The organism is Pseudomonas sp. SAR267 (assembly GCF_052077595.1).
Lineage (GTDB): Bacteria > Pseudomonadota > Gammaproteobacteria > Pseudomonadales > Pseudomonadaceae > Aquipseudomonas > Aquipseudomonas vlassakiae.
Window position 1 is genome coordinate 4,000,346 of the sequence record NZ_JBQIHU010000001.1, and the last position, 18,631, is coordinate 4,018,976.

General features: G+C 62.6%; 19 protein-coding genes. 16 read left to right on the plus strand and 3 right to left on the minus strand.

The genetic code is table 11. The annotated features are described in order from the left end of the window. Nucleotides 1–89 precede the first annotated feature (89 nt). Nucleotides 90–1,643, minus strand: coding sequence for a nitric oxide reductase transcriptional regulator NorR (gene norR, locus ACTORR_RS18760; protein ID WP_313364325.1), 1,554 nt, complete (start codon nt 1,641–1,643; stop codon nt 90–92). Nucleotides 1,644–1,797: 154 nt separating this feature from the next. Between norR and hmpA the strand changes: the two genes are divergently transcribed. From hmpA to ACTORR_RS18820, 12 genes are all read left to right on the plus strand, one after another. After that, on the plus strand, nt 1,798–2,976 hold the full coding sequence (gene hmpA, locus ACTORR_RS18765; RefSeq protein ID WP_054887534.1) for an NO-inducible flavohemoprotein: 1,179 nt from the start codon (nt 1,798–1,800) through the stop codon (nt 2,974–2,976). A 422-nt stretch (nt 2,977–3,398) separates the two neighbouring features. Then, on the plus strand, nt 3,399–3,905 hold the full coding sequence (locus ACTORR_RS18770; RefSeq protein WP_054887535.1) for a disulfide bond formation protein B: 507 nt from the start codon (nt 3,399–3,401) through the stop codon (nt 3,903–3,905). Nucleotides 3,906–4,463: 558 nt separating this feature from the next. Further along, nucleotides 4,464–5,408 (plus strand): ubiquinol oxidase subunit II, encoded by a 945-nt coding sequence (gene cyoA / locus ACTORR_RS18775; protein ID WP_054887536.1) that lies wholly within the window; start codon nt 4,464–4,466, stop codon nt 5,406–5,408. A 3-nt stretch (nt 5,409–5,411) separates the two neighbouring features. Beyond that, nucleotides 5,412–7,430, plus strand: a complete 2,019-nt coding sequence (gene cyoB / locus ACTORR_RS18780) for a cytochrome o ubiquinol oxidase subunit I (RefSeq protein ID WP_027920309.1) — start codon at nt 5,412–5,414, stop codon at nt 7,428–7,430. A gap of 3 nt (nt 7,431–7,433) precedes the next feature. Beyond that, complete coding sequence (gene cyoC, locus ACTORR_RS18785; RefSeq protein ID WP_027920308.1) at nt 7,434–8,057, plus strand: cytochrome o ubiquinol oxidase subunit III; 624 nt, start codon at nt 7,434–7,436, stop codon at nt 8,055–8,057. Then, nucleotides 8,057–8,389, plus strand: a complete 333-nt coding sequence (gene cyoD / locus ACTORR_RS18790; protein WP_054887538.1) for a cytochrome o ubiquinol oxidase subunit IV — start codon at nt 8,057–8,059, stop codon at nt 8,387–8,389. Before cyoC ends, cyoD begins: the two co-directional genes overlap by 1 nt. Before the next feature lie 11 nt (nt 8,390–8,400). Further along, on the plus strand, nt 8,401–9,288 hold the full coding sequence (gene cyoE / locus ACTORR_RS18795; RefSeq protein WP_054887539.1) for a heme o synthase: 888 nt from the start codon (nt 8,401–8,403) through the stop codon (nt 9,286–9,288). Between the two features lie 335 nt (nt 9,289–9,623). After that, the gene (gene alaC / locus ACTORR_RS18800; RefSeq protein WP_313364324.1) at nt 9,624–10,832 is read left to right on the plus strand and encodes an alanine transaminase; all 1,209 of its coding nucleotides are present in this window, start codon (nt 9,624–9,626) and stop codon (nt 10,830–10,832) included. A 151-nt stretch (nt 10,833–10,983) separates the two neighbouring features. After that, entirely contained in the window at nt 10,984–11,367 is a 384-nt protein-coding gene (locus ACTORR_RS18805) for a YkgJ family cysteine cluster protein (RefSeq protein WP_054887541.1), read from the plus strand. A gap of 184 nt (nt 11,368–11,551) precedes the next feature. Then, the gene (locus tag ACTORR_RS18810) at nt 11,552–12,115 is read left to right on the plus strand and encodes a GNAT family N-acetyltransferase (protein WP_054887542.1); all 564 of its coding nucleotides are present in this window, start codon (nt 11,552–11,554) and stop codon (nt 12,113–12,115) included. A gap of 14 nt (nt 12,116–12,129) precedes the next feature. Then, entirely contained in the window at nt 12,130–12,669 is a 540-nt protein-coding gene (locus ACTORR_RS18815; RefSeq protein ID WP_054887592.1) for a hypothetical protein, read from the plus strand. An 11-nt stretch (nt 12,670–12,680) separates the two neighbouring features. After that, nucleotides 12,681–13,061 carry a lysozyme inhibitor LprI family protein gene (locus ACTORR_RS18820; protein ID WP_054887543.1) on the plus strand — a complete coding sequence of 127 codons (381 nt, stop codon included), beginning with the start codon at nt 12,681–12,683 and terminating at the stop codon, nt 13,059–13,061. Nucleotides 13,062–13,113: 52 nt separating this feature from the next. Here ACTORR_RS18820 and mnmH read toward each other — a convergent pair whose 3' ends face one another. Both mnmH and selD read right to left on the minus strand, forming a co-directional pair. Continuing rightward, nucleotides 13,114–14,226: a tRNA 2-selenouridine(34) synthase MnmH gene (gene mnmH / locus ACTORR_RS18825; protein WP_099814278.1), complete on the minus strand. Its 1,113-nt coding sequence runs from the start codon at nt 14,224–14,226 to the stop codon at nt 13,114–13,116. Further along, nucleotides 14,226–15,260 (minus strand): selenide, water dikinase SelD, encoded by a 1,035-nt coding sequence (gene selD, locus ACTORR_RS18830; protein ID WP_313364323.1) that lies wholly within the window; start codon nt 15,258–15,260, stop codon nt 14,226–14,228. Before selD ends, mnmH begins: the two co-directional genes overlap by 1 nt. Before the next feature lie 126 nt (nt 15,261–15,386). Here selD and ACTORR_RS18835 point away from each other — a divergent pair, with 126 nt between their 5' ends. The 4 genes from ACTORR_RS18835 to phnE are packed head-to-tail and all read left to right on the plus strand — an operon-like array spanning nt 15,387 to nt 18,620. Then, a complete protein-coding gene (locus tag ACTORR_RS18835; RefSeq protein WP_054887546.1) occupies nt 15,387–16,241 on the plus strand; it encodes a putative selenate ABC transporter substrate-binding protein in 855 nt (284 codons plus the stop codon). Next, on the plus strand, nt 16,238–17,035 hold the full coding sequence (locus ACTORR_RS18840) for a phosphonate ABC transporter ATP-binding protein (protein WP_313364322.1): 798 nt from the start codon (nt 16,238–16,240) through the stop codon (nt 17,033–17,035). The genes ACTORR_RS18835 and ACTORR_RS18840 overlap by 4 nt, the downstream gene beginning before the upstream one ends. Further along, nucleotides 17,029–17,856, plus strand: coding sequence for a PhnE/PtxC family ABC transporter permease (locus ACTORR_RS18845; RefSeq protein ID WP_054887548.1), 828 nt, complete (start codon nt 17,029–17,031; stop codon nt 17,854–17,856). Before ACTORR_RS18840 ends, ACTORR_RS18845 begins: the two co-directional genes overlap by 7 nt. After that, nucleotides 17,853–18,620 (plus strand): phosphonate ABC transporter, permease protein PhnE, encoded by a 768-nt coding sequence (gene phnE / locus ACTORR_RS18850; RefSeq protein ID WP_262109090.1) that lies wholly within the window; start codon nt 17,853–17,855, stop codon nt 18,618–18,620. Before ACTORR_RS18845 ends, phnE begins: the two co-directional genes overlap by 4 nt. Nucleotides 18,621–18,631 lie beyond the last annotated feature (11 nt).

An 18,631-nucleotide genomic window follows, 5' to 3' on the forward strand; every position in this document is an offset into this window, starting at 1 on the left:
CGGCCGCGTAACCGGCGATTAGGGAGATATAGCAGCCCAGCGGATTGCCACCAGATGGCTTTGCGGATAGTCCTTTAGTGTGTGTTGGCTCAGCGAAGCCCCAGCCGACGGGCCAGGCGACTCAGGTTGGCACGGTCCAGGCCAAGCTCGCGGGCTGCAGCGGCCCAGTTGTCCTGATGCCGTTGCAGGCAGGCCTCGATGAGCTGGCGCTGGTAATCGTCGAGAGCTTCGCGCAGGCCCCAGACGGGGAGTGGCAGGGCAGTGGGCGTGCCGTGGGGAAGGGTGCCGGCCATGGCCGGCTGGGCGCTGCGCAGGTCGAGGTCGCTGGCCTCGAGCGTGAGAATGCGCGGGCGCTTCGGGTGTTGGCCCATGGCCTTCAGGGCCGAGCGGCCGATCAGGTGTTCGAGTTCGCGCACGTTGCCCGGCCAGTCATACGCCAGCAACGCTGCTTGCGCTTCACTGCTGAGGCGTAGACTGTTCAAACCCAGGCGTGATCGGTTCTGTTCGAGGAAGTAGCCGGCAAGAAGCAGCACATCGCGCCCGCGCTCACGCAGTGGCGGCACCTGAAGCGGGTAGACGCTGAGGCGATGGTAGAAGTCGGCGCGGTAGTTGCCTGCGCGCACCTCCGCGGCCAGGTCGCGGTTGGTCGCAGCGATCAGGCGTACGTCTACGCGGTGTTCACGGTCCGAGCCCAGGCGTTGCAGTTGGCCGCTTTGCAGCACGCGGAGCAGCTTGGCTTGCACGGTCAGCGGCAACTCACCCACTTCATCGAGAAACAGCGTCCCGCCGTTGGCCAGTTCGAACTTGCCACGACGCTCGCCGTGGGCGCCGGTGAAGGCACCGCGCACATGGCCGAACAGTTCGCTTTCCACCAGCGTGTCAGGAAGGGCTGCACAATTGAGGCTTACCAAGGGTTTGTCGGCGCGGTTGCTGGCCTGGTGCAGGGCCATGGCGACCAGTTCCTTGCCCACACCGGTTTCGCCGGTGATCAGCACGGTCAGTTCGCTGCCACCCACCAGTCGGATTTCTTCCAGCAGGCGCTTGTGCGCCGGGCTCTGACCGATCAGTTCCTTGTCCTGGCCGCTGGCCTGGCGGTAGATCTCGGCGCGATGGTGCTCATCTTCGGCGCGCAGGGCCAGGTGCTCGATGCGTTCGGCCACGGTCACCGTGGCGGCGGCCAGGCTGGCGAACGCCTGCAGGGCATCGAGTTCCAGGCTCTGGAACTGGCCGGGCGTGAGCGCGTCGAGGGTCACCAGGCCCCAGGGGCGCTCGTCGACCATCAGCGGGCAGCCCATGCAGTCGTGCACTTCAAGGTCGGCGTGGGGTGCGTTGACCAGGCCATCGTAAGGGTCGGGCAACTCGGAGTCGCTGGCAAAGCGTGTCGGTTCCGGTCGGCTGAGCAGGATCTGGAAACGCGGGTGCTCGCTGACCTTGAAGCGTCGGCCCAAGGTATCGGGCGACAGTCCATCGACGGCCAGTGGCACCAGCCACTCGCCGTCCAGGCGTAACAGCGCGGCAGCATCGCAGGGCAACAGCCCGCGCATGGCCTGCAGCAGGCGGCGGTAGCGCTCCTGGTCGGGCAAGTCGCGGGACAGGTCACTGACCAGGGGCAGCAAGGTGGTGAGCAAAGGCTTGGTAGTCATATGGACTCCTGTAAGTCAATTTGACTATACGTGACACCGGGTCATTTTGACATGATTGCTGCCAGTGCCCTGATTTCATTGGCGGAAAAGGTTGGCACGATTGCTGTAACAGCAAAGGCAATCATGTGAAGCCTCAGGCTCAGGAGTCGTCTAAATGCTCAATGCCGAACAACGTGCAATCATCAAAGCCACTGTCCCTCTGCTGGAAACCGGTGGTGAAGCGCTGACCACCCATTTTTACAAAATGATGCTCAGCGAGTACCCAGAGGTGCGCCCGCTGTTCAACCAGGCCCACCAGGCCAGCGGCGACCAGCCACGCGCTCTGGCCAATGGCGTGCTGATGTATGCCCGTCACATCGACCAGTTGGAGCAGCTCGGTGGCCTGGTTGGCCAGATCATCAACAAACACGTTGCCCTGCAGATTTTGCCGGAGCACTACCCGATCGTCGGCAGCTGCCTGCTGCGCGCCATCGAAGAAGTGCTGGGCAAAGACATCGCCACGCCTGAAGTCATCGCGGCCTGGGCTGCTGCCTACGGCCAGCTGGCCGACATCCTGATGGGCGCAGAGGAAACCCTCTACAAACAGAAGGAAGAGGCTGCCGGCGGCTGGCGCGGCAGCCGCGAATTCCGCCTGGTCCGTCGTGAGCAGGAAAGCAGCGAAATCACCTCGTTCTACTTCGCCCCGGTAGATGGCAAGCCGGTACTGAAGGCCGAACCCGGCCAGTACATTGGCCTGCAACTGTTCATCGACGGTGTCGAGCAGCGGCGCAATTATTCGTTGTCTGCCCTGTGCGACGGCCAGCAATACCGCATCAGCGTCAAGCGCGAGGAAGGCGGCAAGGTCTCCAACCATCTGCATGATGTACTGGCGGTGGGCGACACCTTGCAGCTGTTCCCGCCAGCAGGGGATTTCACCCTGGCGGCCAGCGCCAGGCCGCTGGTGCTGATCAGCGGTGGGGTGGGCATCACCCCGACGTTGGCGATGCTTGAGGCGGCGCTGAAGACACCGCGTGAGGTGCATTTCATCCACTGCGTGCGCAACGGTGCCGTGCATGCCTTCCGCGACTGGGTCGACGGCCTGGCCGAGCGTCATCCGCAGCTCAAACGCTTCTACTGCTATGCCGAACCGGAAGGCGGCGCTGCCGCCGATGCCGTGGGCTTGCTGAGCGAGGAGCTGCTGGCCGAGTGGCTGCCGCACGGGCGTGATGTGGATGCGTATTTCCTCGGGCCCAAGGGCTTCATGGCGGCGGTCAGGCGCCAGCTCAAGAGCCTGGGGGTACCGGAGCAGCAAAGCCGCTATGAGTTCTTCGGGCCTGCGTCGGCCCTGGAGTGATCTACTGACTGTACCGGCCTCTTCGCGGGCACGCCCGCTCCCACAGGTTACTCGCAGCTTTCAGCATCTGCGCAGTCACTTTGTGAGCGGGCGTGCCCGCGAAAGGGCCGATCAATACTTCCTGCCTATATATAAGGAAAGATGAACGGTGCCTCGGGCACCTTTCATCTTTAATCCTCCTTTAATCACTGTATCCTTCACTCCCGGGTGTCGAGGGGCTTCCCCCTGCAAGGCACCCGGGCAGCCGCTTTTTTTACCGGCCAACGTTGAACCGACCTTGCTGCAACCGGTCTGAGCATCTCCGGATAGCCCTGCGCAGTGCTGTCTTGCCGCCTCCTCGACACGCCAAAGGCCCTGCCTGCGTGTAGAATTGCGCCAGGCGGGCGGACCACGCTGCCCCCTATCCATCGAAGGAATCGGCAATGAACGAACAAACATCGCGCCTGAATCGCGAACGGCGCTTTCTGGTACTGCTGGGGGTGATCTGCCTCGCCCTGATCGGCGGTGCGCTGTACATGCAGGTGGTGCTGGGCGAGGCCCCTTGCCCGCTGTGCATCCTGCAACGCTATGCCTTGCTGTTTATTGCCATCTTCGCGTTCATTGCCGCCGCCATGCCCGGGCGCCGCAGCCTGACCCTGTTCGAGGGCCTGGTGGTGCTCAGTGCCGTTGGCGGAATCGTTGCGGCTGGCAACCATGTGTATATACTCGCCAACCCCATGGTCAGTTGCGGCATCGATACCCTGCAGCCGATCGTCGACGACCTGCCCCTGGCCAAGCTCTGGCCGCTGGCATTCCAGGTCGACGGCTTCTGCAGCACGCCGTACCCGCCGATCCTCGGTTTGTCGCTGGCGCAGTGGGCATTGGTGGCATTCGTGCTGACGGCCATCCTGGTTCCGTTCGGCATCTACCGCAACCGGCGCCAGTCTTAGACATAAGTCACGATTTCGGTGTGGTCTTTTGCACCGGATGAGAACAGCGAAATGTTCTCTCCCGCTTGATCCAGATCAATCTCTAAGCCTTGTGAAACGCGGGTTTGAGGGCTATCAAGCGGGGTGCGACAAACTGTCGCGAAGTTGATTTTTCGGGGCGGATTGTTGCAGATTCTGTAAAAGACTGTTGCTCAATAAGTCATAGTCAAGGGTTGGCGACCTATCTACAATCGCCCCCAATTTCCGTTCGGCACTGCTTGCGAGTCGCAGGATTGAAGGAAGCCCCAGCGCTCCTTTTTGCTGACTTCGTCAAGTTTCGCCCAACGGCGATACCGGGCGGACCCCCCTCCACGTTTTCCCGCACCAAATGGACTTGGTCTGAAGTACAGGCCTGTTGCCTACGAAACCATAAGCACCGCTAACACGCTTTGCGCCAAGGTCCTGCAGTCGGACCCGGGCAGGAGCGAGTACGGGCGCGAAATGCCGCACTTGGCAGGACGAAGTGTTGGCTACCAAAACACAAATTGCATTGAAGCAAGCTGATCTAGAGGTCGTGAGATGAGTAAAAAGCGTTACCCCAGACTGTTTGGCATATTGCCCTTTTTAGGCATGCTTTTACTCAGTGGGTGCAACTGGACCCTGCTCGACCCGAAAGGTCAGGTCGGCATTGAGCAAAAGAACCTGATCCTGATCGCAACCGGCCTGATGCTGCTGGTGGTGATTCCGGTCATCATCATGACCGTGGCATTCGCCTGGAAGTACCGTGCTTCGAACAAGGCTGCCACCTACACCCCCGACTGGTCGCACTCGACCAAGATCGAAGCTGCGGTGTGGATCATCCCGATCATCATCATCATCGCCCTGGGTTACGTCACCTACAAGTCGACCCACAAGCTGGACCCTTACCGTCCGCTTGATTCGGACGTGAAGCCGATTCAGATCGATGTGGTCGCGCTGGACTGGAAATGGCTGTTCATCTACCCGGAACAGGGCATCGCCACGGTCAACAAGATCGTCTTCCCGGCTAACACCCCGGTCAACTTCCGCGTCACTTCCGACGCCGTGATGAACTCGTTCTTCATCCCGGGCCTGGGCGGCCAGATCTACGCCATGGCCGGCATGACCACCAAGCTGCACCTGATCGCCAACGAAAATGGCGAGTTCGACGGTATCAGTGCCAACTACAGCGGCGCTGGCTTCACCGGCATGAAATTCAAGGCCACTGCCACCTCCCAGGAGGACTTCGACAAGTGGGTCGCCGAGGTCAAGCAGTCGCCGAAGAAGCTGGACAAGGCCGAATACGACGCCTTGGCCAAACCAAGCGAAAACAACCCAGTCGCGCTGTACAGCGAGGCCTCGCCTGACCAGTTCCAGATCATCGTCGACAAGTACGAAGGCATGAACCGCGGTCGTCCGAGCCACGAAGAAGCAGGCAGCAAAGATCTGGCCACAACCAAGGGTGTGGAATCGAGTATGCAACCAGCTGCCGGTGCAGAGGAGTAAGAGATGTTCGGTAAATTAACCCTGGAGGCGATACCCTTCCACGAGCCGATAGTCATGGTGACGCTTGCCATGATCGCGCTCGGGGGTATTGCTGTCGTTGGTGCTATCACCTATTTCCGCAAGTGGACCTACTTGTGGACCGAGTGGTTGACCACCGTCGACCACAAGAAAATCGGGGTGATGTACATCGTCGTCGCGATGGTCATGCTGCTGCGCGGCTTTGCCGACGCCATCATGATGCGTACCCAGCTGGCTGCCGCTACCGGTGGCTCCGAAGGCTACCTGCCGCCTGAACACTATGACCAGATCTTCACCGCTCACGGTGTGATCATGATCATCTTCATGGCGATGCCGTTCTTCACCGGCCTGATGAACCTGGCGGTTCCTCTGCAGATCGGTGCACGTGACGTTGCCTTCCCGTTCCTGAACTCCCTGAGCTTCTACCTGCTGCTGGCAGGCGTGCTGCTGGTCAACATCTCGCTGGGCGTTGGTGAATTCGCCAAGACCGGCTGGGTTGCCTATCCGCCGCTCGCGGGCATTCAGTACAGCCCTGGGGTGGGTGTCGACTACTACATCTGGGCGCTACAGCTCTCAGGCCTGGGTACGACACTGACCGGCGTGAACTTCCTCGTCACCGTGATGAAGATGCGCGCACCTGGCATGAAGCTGATGGACATGCCGATCTTCACCTGGACCTGCACCTGGGCCAACGTGCTGATCGTGGCTTCGTTCCCGATCCTGACCGCTGCACTCGCTCTGCTGACCGTTGACCGTTATCTGGACTTCCACATCTTCACCAACGAGCTTGGTGGGAACCCGATGATGTACGTCAACCTGTTCTGGGCGTGGGGTCACCCTGAGGTTTACATCCTGATCCTGCCGGCCTTCGGCGTGTTCTCGGAAGTGACTTCGACCTTCTCCGGCAAGCGACTGTTCGGCCACCACTCGATGATCTACGCATCGGGCGCCATCGCCGTGCTGGGCTTCGCTGTATGGCTGCACCACTTCTTCACCATGGGTGCCGGCGCCAGCGTCAACACCTTCTTCGGCCTGGCGACGATGCTGATCTCCATTCCGACCGGTGTGAAGCTGTTCAACTGGCTGTTCACCATGTACCAGGGCCGTGTGCGCTTCACCGCACCGATGCTGTGGACCCTGGGCTTCATGATCACCTTCTCGATCGGTGGTATGACTGGCGTTCTGCTGGCTGTTCCAGGTGCTGACTTCGTGCTGCACAACAGCCTGTTCGTTATCGCTCACTTCCACAACGTGATCATTGGTGGTGCGGTATTCGGCTACATCGCCGGCTTCGCCTACTGGTGGCCAAAAGCGTTCGGCTTCAAGCTGAACGAGAAGTGGGGCAAGGCTGCATTCTGGTTCTGGATCTCCGGTTTCTACGTTGCGTTCATGCCGCTGTACGCCCTGGGCTTCATGGGCATGACCCGTCGTCTGAACCACTCCGACAACCCACTGTGGGAACCCTACCTGTACGTAGCCGTTGTCGGCGCCGTGCTGATCCTGTTCGGTATCGCCTGCCAGCTGATCCAGATCGTCGTTTCGATCCGCGATCGCGAGCAGAACCTGGACGTGACCGGCGACCCATGGGGCGGCCGTACCCTGGAATGGTCGACTTCGTCGCCACCTCCGTTCTACAACTTCGCCCACATGCCAGAGAAAGTTGGCCTGGACTGCTGGAACGAAGCCAAGGAAGCCGGTGTCGCCTACAAGGTGCCAGGCAAGTACGAAGCGATCCACATGCCGAACAACACCGCTACCGGTCTGTTCATGGGTATGTTCCTGACTGTCTTCGGCTTCGCTTTCATCTGGCACATCTGGTGGCTGGTTGGCGCGAGCCTGCTGGCAACCATCGCGGTCTTCGTTCGCCACGCTGCGCGTGATGACCAGGGCTACATGGTTCCGGCCGAAGAAGTGGCGCGCATCGAAGGCGAGCGTCTCAAAGCGCTGGCCAAAGCAGGTGCTCTGCCTGCCGGCGCACGTGTCGAATCGTTTGAACGGGTGTAATCAATGTCCAGTCAAGTAATCCACGGTGGCGCGCATGGTCATGACCATGCTCACGATGACCACCACCACGACTCGGGCCAGATGACCGTCCTCGGTTTCTGGCTGTACCTGATGACCGACTGCATCCTGTTTGCGTCGCTCTTCGCCACCTACGCGGTGCTGTCCGGCAGTTTTGCCGGCGGCCCGTCGGGTCACGACATCTTCCAGCTCGACTTCGTAGCTGTAGAAACGCTGTTCCTGCTGCTGTCCTCGATCACCTTCGGCTTCGCCATGCTGAAGATGTTCGACGGCAAGAAAGCTGGCGTACTGGGCTGGTTGGCTGTGACCTTCCTGTTCGGTGCAGGCTTCATCGCGATGGAAATCTATGAGTTCCATCACCTGATCGGCGAGGGCTTCGGCCCGACCCGCAGTGGCTTCCTGTCGGGCTTCTTCGCCCTGGTAGGCACCCACGGTCTGCACGTGACCGCCGGCCTGATCTGGATGGCAATCATGATGTACCAGATCAACAAGCACGGCATCACGCCGACCGCCAAGACCCGCATGAGCTGCCTGAGCCTGTTCTGGCACTTCCTGGACGTGGTCTGGATCTGCGTATTCACCGTCGTCTACCTGCTGGGAGTTCTGTAATGGCTAACGCACACGACACTCATCACGAAGGTAACCACGGCAGCGTCAAGTCGTACATGATCGGCTTCATCCTGTCGATCATCCTGACCGCGATCCCGTTTGGCCTGGCCATGTCGCCAAGCCTGCCGAAGAACCTGACCGTTCTGATCATCGTGGCCATGGCTGTGATTCAGGTAGTGGTACACCTGGTGTACTTCCTGCACATGGACCGCTCGAAAGAGCAACGTTCCAACGTGTCGACGTTCCTGTTCACCACCCTGGTAATCGCTCTGCTGGTCGGCCTGTCGCTGTGGATCATGTTCAGCATCCACTTCGAAATGATGGCCAAGTGAGGTAAGACTGCATGTCCGTTAAGCACTTTATCCAAATCACCAAACCGGGGATCATTTTCGGTAACGTGCTTTCCGTGGCAGGCGGTTTCTTCCTTGCCTCGAAGGGCCATGTGGACTTCGCCCTGTTCCTGGCGGTGGTGATCGGTACTTCGCTGGTGGTTGCGTCCGGATGCGTGTTCAACAACTGCATCGACCGTGACATCGACCACAAGATGGAACGTACCAAGAACCGCGTCATGGTGCAGGGCGGCATGTCGCTGACCCTCGCGCTGGTCTACGCCACCCTGCTCGGGGTGGCGGGCTTCAGCCTGCTGTATGTGCAGGCCAACCCGCTGTCGGCGTTCTGCGCGCTGATTGGCTTCATCGTCTACGTCGGTTTCTACAGCCTCTGGCTGAAGCGCAAATCGGTGCACGGCACCTTGGTCGGCAGCCTGTCCGGTGCCATGCCTCCGGTGATCGGCTACTGCGCCGTGAGCAACAGCTTCGACCTGGCTGCAGTGACCCTGCTGGTGATGTTCAGCCTGTGGCAGATGCCGCACAGCTTTGCCATCGCGATCTTCCGCTTCAAGGATTACAGCGCTGCCAACATCCCGGTCCTGCCGGTGGCGCGCGGCATCCTCGCGGCGAAGAAGCAGATCGTGCTGTACGTGCTGGCTTTCCTGCTTGCCACCTTGATGCTCACCCTCGGCGGTTACGCCGGCCTCGGCTACCTGGCCGTGGCGGCAGCCATGGGCCTGTACTGGCTGTACATGGCCTGGGGTGGCTACAAGGCCGAGGACGACAGCAAGTGGGCCCGCAAGGTATTTGGCTTCTCCATTCTCACCGTCACTGCCCTGAGCGTGATGATGGGTGTGGACAGCCAGACCGCTGCGGACGTGCTGATGACCTACGCGCGCTGATCGAGGCGAGTGCTTCACCGAAAACCCGGCCACTGTGCCGGGTTTTTTTATGCCTGTGATTTTTGTGTTGGCTTCTTCGCGGGCACGCCCGCTCCCACAGGGTTATGCACATGCCGTGGGATAGCGCGGTATCTGTGTGAGCGGGCGTGCCGGCGAAGAGGTCTGGTCTGAAAACATAAATCTCTAATTTTCAAACAATAAATCTGAAAATCTTTAAAAAAAGAGGAATTTATCCTTTACAGCGATCATGTTTCGGCACTATCTTCTGATCCAGGCCGCCGCAGCGGCCAGCGTCGCTCGGACGGTTCCGGGCGCTTACGTCTCCCGAGGAAACCATGGCCAATGCAGGTTCGCCGCGCCGTTTCGCGCGCATCGATCGTCTCCCCCCTTACGTCTTCAACATCACTGCCGAACTCAAGATGGCCGCCCGCCGCCGTGGCGAGGACATCATCGACCTGAGCATGGGCAACCCCGACGGTGCGACCCCGCCGCACATCGTCGAGAAGCTGGTACAGGTCGCCCAGCGTGATGACACCCATGGTTATTCCACCTCCCGCGGCATTCCACGCCTGCGCCGGGCTATCTCCAACTGGTACAAGGAGCGCTACGAGGTCGATATCGATCCGGAAAGCGAAGCCATCGTCACCATCGGCTCGAAAGAGGGCCTGGCGCACCTGATGCTCGGCACCCTTGATCATGGTGACACGGTGCTGGTGCCTAACCCGAGCTACCCGATCCACATCTACGGCGCCGTGATCGCCGGTGCCCAGGTGCGTTCGGTGCCACTGGTGCCGGGAGTGGATTTCTTCAACGAACTGGAGCGGGCGATTCGCGAGTCGATCCCCAAGCCGAAGATGATGATCCTCGGCTTCCCGTCCAACCCCACTGCCCAGTGCGTGGAACTGGACTTCTTCGAGCGCGTGGTGGCCCTGGCCAAGCAGTACGACGTGCTGGTGGTGCACGACCTGGCCTACGCCGACATCGTCTATGACGGCTGGAAAGCGCCGTCGATCATGCAGGTGCCGGGCGCCAAGGACATCGCGGTGGAGTTCTTCACGCTGTCCAAGAGCTACAACATGGCCGGCTGGCGGATCGGTTTCATGGTCGGTAATCCCGAGCTGGTCAGCGCCCTGGCGCGAATCAAGAGCTACCACGACTACGGCACCTTCACCCCGCTGCAGGTGGCGGCCATCGCCGCCCTGGAAGGTGACCAACAGTGTGTGCGCGATATCGCCGAGCAATACCGCCAGCGCCGCAACCTGCTGGTCAAGGGCCTGCACGAACTGGGCTGGATGGTCGAGAACCCCAAGGCGTCGATGTACGTGTGGGCGAAGATTCCAGAGCAGTATGCGCACCTGGGTTCGCTGGAGTTCGCCAAGAAGCTGCTGGCTGAAGCCAAGGTCTGTGTGTCGCCGGGCATCGGTTTTGGTGACTATGGTGACGACCATGTGCGCTTCGCCCTGATCGAGAACCAGGACCGCATTCGCCAGGCGATCCGCGGCATCCGCCAGATGTTCCGAGCTGACGGATTGACCCAGAAGTAACGCGCCACCCGGGCCCGCTTCGGCGGGCTCGGGCCTGCCGGATCAACGGCAAACTATTTTTGCAGTGCCCCTCTTCTCAGCCGACCTGGCTTCGATTACAAATGGCGCGCGGGCCCAGCCCCGATAACAACAACCTTCCTTCCGTGCCATCATGTCCGAATATAACCCTTGCCTTGACTGCGGCGCCTGCTGCGGGTACTTCCGTGTGTCCTTCTTCTGGGGCGAATGCCAGTCTGCCGGCGGTGTTGTGCCGGATGACCTGGTGGTACAGATCAACCCCACCCGTGTTGCGATGATCGGCACCGACGCCAAGCCTTGCCGCTGCGTGAGCCTGCAGGGTGAGATTGGCCAACAGGTGGCGTGCACCATCTACGCCAACCGTTCCAGCCCGTGCCGCGAATTCGAAGCGTCGTGGGAGGGTGGGGTGCATAACCCCAGCTGTGACGATGCGCGGGCGGCCTATGGGCTGCCGCCGCTGACCCCGCCTGGGGCCAACGAACCGCATTGGCCGGATGATGGGGCGGAGGTGGCTTGAGGTGGGTTCGCCAAAAAAGATGCAGCGCCTTTGAGATCGAGCGCCGCCCGCGCGGCGTTCGATTTCCGCATCACCTCAAACTCAAGACATGCAGCCCCGGCCACTCCGAACTCAAGCCATACACCCGCCCACCCCCACATAACGTTAAACTGTCATCTCCCCAGCAATGGACAGGAGATCCGGCGTGACCCCACCCCGCAGTTTCCCCACCGACCTGTGCCTCGACAGCCCGCGCCTGCAGCTGCGCCCCATGCGCCACGCCGATGCCGCGCAGTGGCTGAAGATCATGGCCGACCCCGAGGTCATGCGTTACTGGCACCATGCCCCCTGGCAGGACCTGGCCGAAGCCGAAAGCGCGCTGGCCGCCGACCGCGAAGCCTATACCAATGGCGAGCAACTCAAGCTGGGCATGTACCGCCGGGACAATGGCGAACTGATTGGCATGGTCCAGCTGTTCAACATCGACGAAGTCTCGCGCCGGGGCGAGATCGGCTATTGCCTGGCCAGCGCGGTGCAGGGCAGGGGCTACATGGACGAAGCGCTGACCTGCTTCATCGACTACATCGCCCATACCCTGCACATGCGCCGCCTCGAAGGCGAGATCGACCCACGTAACCAGGGCTCGGCCCGCACCCTCGAACGCCAGGGCTTCGTGCTCGAGGGCACGTTGCGGGCGCGCTGGTGCGTGGCCGGCGAGCTGACCGACTCAGGTATCTACGGCCTGCTGCTGGAACCACCAGTCGCATGACCCTGGGCGCCCGGTTGCCAGCCTGCTACCTGGCCCTGAGCCTGGCCCTGTACCTGCTCAGCCTGGCCTTCGACGGCGCCCATATGAGCGCCGGCCGGCACATGCCGGCGCTGCAGATGTTCCTGTATGGCCCCTGGGGCATCCCCTTCGGCATGTTCCAGTGGTTCGCCAACCCGCTGCTGGCGGTGGCCATCCTTTGCCATCGACGCTTTCGTCGGCTGGCGCTGCTGCTTGGGCTGGGTGCGTTGTACCTTGCGGCCAGCAGCTTCGGCATCGAGCGCCTGCCAGACAACATCAGCTATGAATTCACCCAGCGCACCGGTTTCGGCGCGGGCTTCTACCTGTGGCTGGCAGCGATCACCGTGTTTTGTCTGGGCCAGCTATGGCAGTGCTGCACGGCGCGCAGCAGTGACGATGTGCCGGGGTGGAACTGGCTGGATGTCGCCCTGATCGCAGCGCTGGCCGTGACCGCTTATGCGGCCACCCAGATGCCAGCGCTGCAATTCGAGCCGGGCAAGGTGCTGATGCCGCCTGAGCCGGTACAAACGCTTTGAGGGGATTTGCGATGAACACGCGATATCTGCTGCTCATGACCTGTTTGGCGCCGCTGGCGCAGGCCGACGACAACTCGCCGGCCTACAGCCAATGCATGGACAAGGCTTCCAGCACGGTGGCCATGAGCAGTTGCATTCAGGCGGAAACCCAACTGCAGGACCAGCGCCTGAACCGGGTCTACAAGCAACTCGCGACCAAGCTCGACGCCGGGCAGCAGAAGAGCCTGCGCGATGTGCAGCGCCAGTGGATCGCCTATCGAGACGCCAACTGCAAGTTCCATGTGCAAGCCAGTGGCGGAACCATGGCGCAGCTGGAAGGCGGCATGTGCGTGCTGGACATGACCCGCGAGCGGGCGGCGGAGCTGGAGCGGGTGCTCAGCCCCGGGCAGTGAGGTTGCCCGGGCTGGCCCAATCGCGGGCAAGCCCGCTCCCGCAGGGTCAGGTTCACTGCCGGTGTTGACGCTGGGCACGGGCCTTGAGGTATTCGCGTACTTCCACCCCATCCCCGGCAAACTCGATCCGTTCGGCCTTGGCTTCACGTTGGTAGGCGTACATCGGGTCGTAATATTCCTTGAGCAGCCCTTCGATCCAGCCCCGATGCAGGTCCACCGCGCCACTGCGCAGCTGCTCGTCCAGCGCCTCGCTCAAGATGGCTGACAATCGCTGGAAGCGTTCCCCGCCGAGCCGCTTATGGATGTTGCTCATGCTTTGCATCATCCGCCCGGCAAATTTCAGGCGGCCGTCTTCCTCGCCATGCACGGCTACGAACTCGGCGCACAGGTTGATCACGTAATCGCGCAGGATGCGCTCCACGCGATTCTCGAAACTGTCCTCCAGCCACACCATCGGGTATTGCTGCATGCCCTGGTACAGCTCCAGCGGCACCGAACAACTGCCGACGATGCGGCCCTCATCTTCGAGCACGAACTGTTCGATGCCACGGGCGCGCTTCTTCAGCACGTCGATGGCCAGCTTGTTCTCGAAGTCGATCTGCGCCGGCTGGGCGGTGGCGCGCTTGCCGAAGCTGGAACCGCGGTGGTTTGCATGGCCTTCAAGGTCGAGCACGTTGTTCAGCTGCTGCAGCACATCGGTCTTGCCGGTGCCGGTGAGGCCGCCTACCAGCACGAAATCGCATTGCTCGACGGCCTGCTGGGTGGTTTCCAGCAGGAAGGTGCGCATGGCCTTGTAGCCGCCCTTGATGCGCGGATAGTCGATGCCGGCCTCGTCGCGCAGCCATTGCTGCACGATCAGCGAGCGCAGGCCACCGCGGGCGCAGTACAGGTAACCATCAGGGTGGGCCTTGGCAAAGCTGGCCCAGGCATGCAGGCGCTCGCGCTTGGTCGCGCCGCTGACGAGCTGGTGGCCGAGGGTGATGGCGGCGGCCTGGCCCTGCTGCTTGTAGCAGGTGCCGACCTTCTGCCGCTCCTGGTCCGTCATCAGCGGCAGGTTGACGGTGCCGGGGAAGGCACCTTTGACGAATTCGATCGGCGCGCGCATGTCCATCATCGGCGCGTCGTCGAGAAACAGCTGGCGGAAGTCGGTGCAGTCGGGGCGCATCATTTCACCTCGACCGCGTGGCTCTGTCGCTCGACCAGCAGGCCGATTGGCGACAGGTTCAACCCCAGTTCGCCTGCCACTGCCAGGAACTCGGCTTCGCCTTCAGGGGTAACGGCAACCAGCAGGCCGCCGCTGGTCTGCGGGTCGCACAGCAGATGCTTCTGCTCGTCGGTCAGCGCGCCGAGCTTGTGCCCGTAGCTGTCGTAGTTGCGCAGTGTGCCGCCAGGAATGCAGCCCTCGGCCAGGTAATGGTCGACGCTTGGCAGGCGTGGCACGGCGGCGTAGTCCAGCTCCGCCGTCAGGCCGCTGCCTTCCGCCAGCTCCACCAGGTGGCCGAGCAGGCCGAAGCCGGTGACGTCGGTCATCGCCTTGACCCCATCGAGCTTGCCGAAGCGGCTGCCCGGGGTGTTCAGCGTGCACATCCAGTCGCGCGCCAGGCCCTGGTCCTGCTCGCGCAGCTTGGCCTTCTTCTCGGCGGTGGTGAGGATGCCGATGCCCAGTGGCTTGGTCAGATACAGGCGGCAGCCAGCGATGGCGGTGTCGTTGCGCTTGAGGTGGCGCTTGCTGACCACGCCGGTGACCGCCAGGCCAAAGATCGGCTCCGGCGCGTCGATGGAGTGGCCGCCGGCCAGCGGGATGCCGGCTTCGGCGCACACGGCGCGGCCGCCGCGGATCACTTCGCGGGCGACCTCCGGGGGCAGCACATTGACCGGCCAGCCGAGGATGGCGATGGCCATCAGCGGGTCACCACCCATGGCATAGATATCGCTGATCGCGTTGGTCGCGGCGATGCGGCCGAAGTCGTACGGGTCGTCGACGATCGGCATGAAGAAGTCGGTGGTCGAGACCACCCCGCGCTCATCGTCCAGGGCGTACACGGCGGCGTCATCACGCGAGGCATTGCCAACCCACAGCTTCGGGTCCAGGGCCTGGGTGCCGCTTTCGGCGAGGATCACATCCAGCACCTTGGGGGAGATCTTGCAGCCACAGCCGGCACCGTGGCTGTACTGGGTCAGGCGAATCGGCTCGCTCATATGCACCTCAGGGGATCAATTTGTTGCGCGATTGTAGCAAAGCTGGCCTTTGCGCCTGTGCCTCTTATAATTCCCAACGCCGGCGCGTTGCCGGCTCTTTCCCCGCTATTGAACCGGAGAACTCCCATGCTCAAACGCCCCCTGGCGCTCGCCGCCGGCCTCGTGCTGTCCTGCTGTGCCGTAGTCGCCCAGGCCGCCGATACCCTGCGGGTCAGTGCCATTCCCGACGAAGCGCCAACCGAACTGCTGCGCAAGTTTGAGCCACTGGGCAAGTACCTGTCCAAGCAGCTGGGCATGGATGTGAAGTTCGTACCGGTGGCGGACTACCCGGCGGTGGTCGAGTCGCTGGCCAGCAACCGTCTGGACATGGCCTGGCTGGGTGGTTTCACCTTCGTCCAGGTGCACCTGAAGGACCCGACCGCCACGCCGCTGGTGCAGCGTGAGCAGGACGCCCAGTTCACCTCCAAGTTCATTACCGCCAACCCGGCCGTGAAAAGCCTGGCCGACCTCAAGGGCAAGTCGTTCGCCTTCGGTTCGATCTCGTCCACCTCGGGCAGCCTGATGCCGCGCTACTTCATGCTCAAGGAAGACAACATCAAGCCTGAGAGCTACTTCAGCCGTGTGGCCTATTCCGGTGCCCACGACGCGACCGTGGCCTGGGTGCAGGCTGGCAAGGTCGACGGCGGCGTGCTCAACGCCAGCGTCTGGCAGAAACTGGTCGATGCCGGCAAGGTCGATACCAGCAAGGTCAAGGTGTTTGCCACCACGCCGGCCTACTACGACTACAACTGGACCGTGCGCGGCAACATGGACCCGGCGCTGAAAGAAAAGATCAAGCAGGCGTTCCTCGACCTCGACCCGGCCAACCCGGAGCACAAGGCGATCCTCGACCTGCAGGCGGCCAGCCGCTTCATCGAGACCAAGCCTGAGAACTACGCAGGCACCGAGCAAGCCGCACGTGAGGCCGGCCTGCTCAAGTGACCATTCATGTACACGGCGCCGGCCTGCGCCATGGCCAGGTCCGCGCGCTCGATGCCGTCAGCCTGAGCATCGCCAAGGGTGAGCGGGTGGCAATCATCGGCCCTTCGGGGGCCGGCAAGTCCAGCCTGCTGCACCTGATGGCTACCGCCGTGCAGCCCAGCAGCGGGCAACTGGAAGTGTTCGGTGAGCAGCCCTGGGCGCTGTCTGCCAGGGCGCGGCAGCGTCTGCGTGCCCGGATTGGCCTGGTGCACCAGGCACCGCCACTGCCGCCCCGCCAGCGCGTGGTGACAGCCGTACTGGCGGGGCGCCTGGGGCAGTGGGGCCTGCTGCGTGGCCTGCTCAACCTGGTGTATCCGACCGATGTGCCGGGGGTGCGCCAGGCCTTGGCCGAGCTGGGCCTGGCCGACAAGCTGTTCGTCCAGTGCGGGCAATTGTCCGGCGGGCAGTTGCAACGGGTCGGCATCGCCCGGGCGTTGTATCAGCGCCCGGAAGTGCTGCTGACCGACGAGCCGGTGTCGGCCATGGACCCGGTGCTGGCCGATCACAGCCTGGCGCTGCTCAATCGCCATGCCGTGGCCAATGGCCTGACCCTGGTGGCCAGCCTGCATGCGGTAGACCTGGCGCTGGCACACTTTCCGCGGGTGATCGGTATTCGTGAAGGGCAGGTGGCGTTCGACTGCCCGGCCGAAGCGGTGACCGGGCAATTGCTGGATGCGCTGTACGCCAACGAGCAACTGGGCTCGCCAGCGCAAGCCATGGGGCCGACCCTGACCGTGCAGATTCCACGATGCTGAAGGCCGACGCTCGCGACCCGGCTGCGTTGCCGCGTCTGTTGCTGACCTTGCTGGCGTTGGCCGTGCTGTGGCCTGGGCTGCAATTGAGCGAACTGAACCCTGGCGTTTTGCTGCAGGCGGAGAACCGGCAGCAGATCGCCAGTTTCACCAGCGCTTTCTGGCCACCGGCCCACAGTGCCGATTTTCTCAAATTGCTGTACGACTCCACTTTGCAAACCTTGGCCGTGGCGACAGCCGGCATGGCCTTGGCATTGCTGCTGGCGGTCCCGACCAGCCTGCTGGCCAGCCGTGCGCTGTCACTGCGTGCGGCCTCTCGGGGAGGCCGGGCCGGGCCGTGGTCGCGCCTGTTGCGCTTGCCTGTGCGCGGTTTGCTGATTTTCCTGCGTAGCGTGCCGGAGATCGTCTGGGCGTTGCTGTTCGTGCGGGCCGTGGGCCTGGGGCCGACGGCCGGGGTGCTGGCCATCGCGATTACCTACAGCGGCATGCTCGGCAAGGTCTATGCGGAAATTTTCGAATCGGTCGACCAGCGCCCGGCACATGCCTTGCTGCAGGCTGGCAGTGGCCGGTTGACGGCGTTTTTCTACGGCATCCTGCCCAGTGCGTCGGCGGAGGTGGTGTCCTATACCGTGTACCGCTGGGAGTGTGCCGTGCGTGCCTCGGTGGTGATGGGCTTTGTTGGTGCTGGCGGGCTGGGGCAGCAGATCGATCTGTCGATGCGCATGTTCGCCGGAGGCGAGGTGGCGAGCATGCTGCTGGCGTTTCTTGGCCTGGTGCTGCTGGCTGACCTGCTCAGCCGCTTCCTGCGCGGGAGGCTGGCATGAACCGGGTGATCAACCTGCTGGTGATCGTTGCCATCGTCGCGGCGGTGGTGGCGTCGTTCGGTTATCTGCAACTGGACCTGCATGCCTTGGTGGGTGATGGCGGGTTGGGGCAGATGGGCGAGTATGCAGCCCGCTTCCTGCATCCGGACTTGTCTGGCGAACATCTACAGGCGGTAGGGCGGGGTGCCATGGAGACCCTGGCCATGTCTGGGCTGGGTACGTTGTTGGCGATGGCCCTTGGCATGCTGTTGGCCTTGCCGGCGGCGGGGCGCTTCGGCTGGCCGCTGCAATCGCTGGCGCGCTTGCTGCTCAATGCCCTGCGCGCCATTCCGGAGTTGGTGTGGGCCGCCTTGACGGTACTGGCGGCGGGCCTGGGGCCCAATGCCGGTACCTTGGCCCTGGCGCTGCACACGTCCGGGGTGTTGGGGCGCCTGTTCGCCGAGGCGCTGGAGAATGCGCCGGCAGAACCTGCCGCAGCGATTCGCCTGCAGGGTGGGGGACAGGTGGCCGCGTTCTGTTTCGGGACCTTGCCGAACCTGTGGCCGCAGTTGCTCGCTTACAGCCTGTACCGCTGGGAGAACAACATTCGCATGGCCAGTGTGCTGGGCTTTGTCGGGGCCGGGGGGCTGGGGCAGATGCTCTATACCACCCTGAGCCTGTTCCAGGAGGCCCAGGCCAGCACGGTGATCATGGCGATGCTGGTGCTGGTGTTGTTGGTTGATGCCTTCAGTGATCTGCTGCGCCAGCGGTATGTGCGGGCCTGACCGATAGCCGG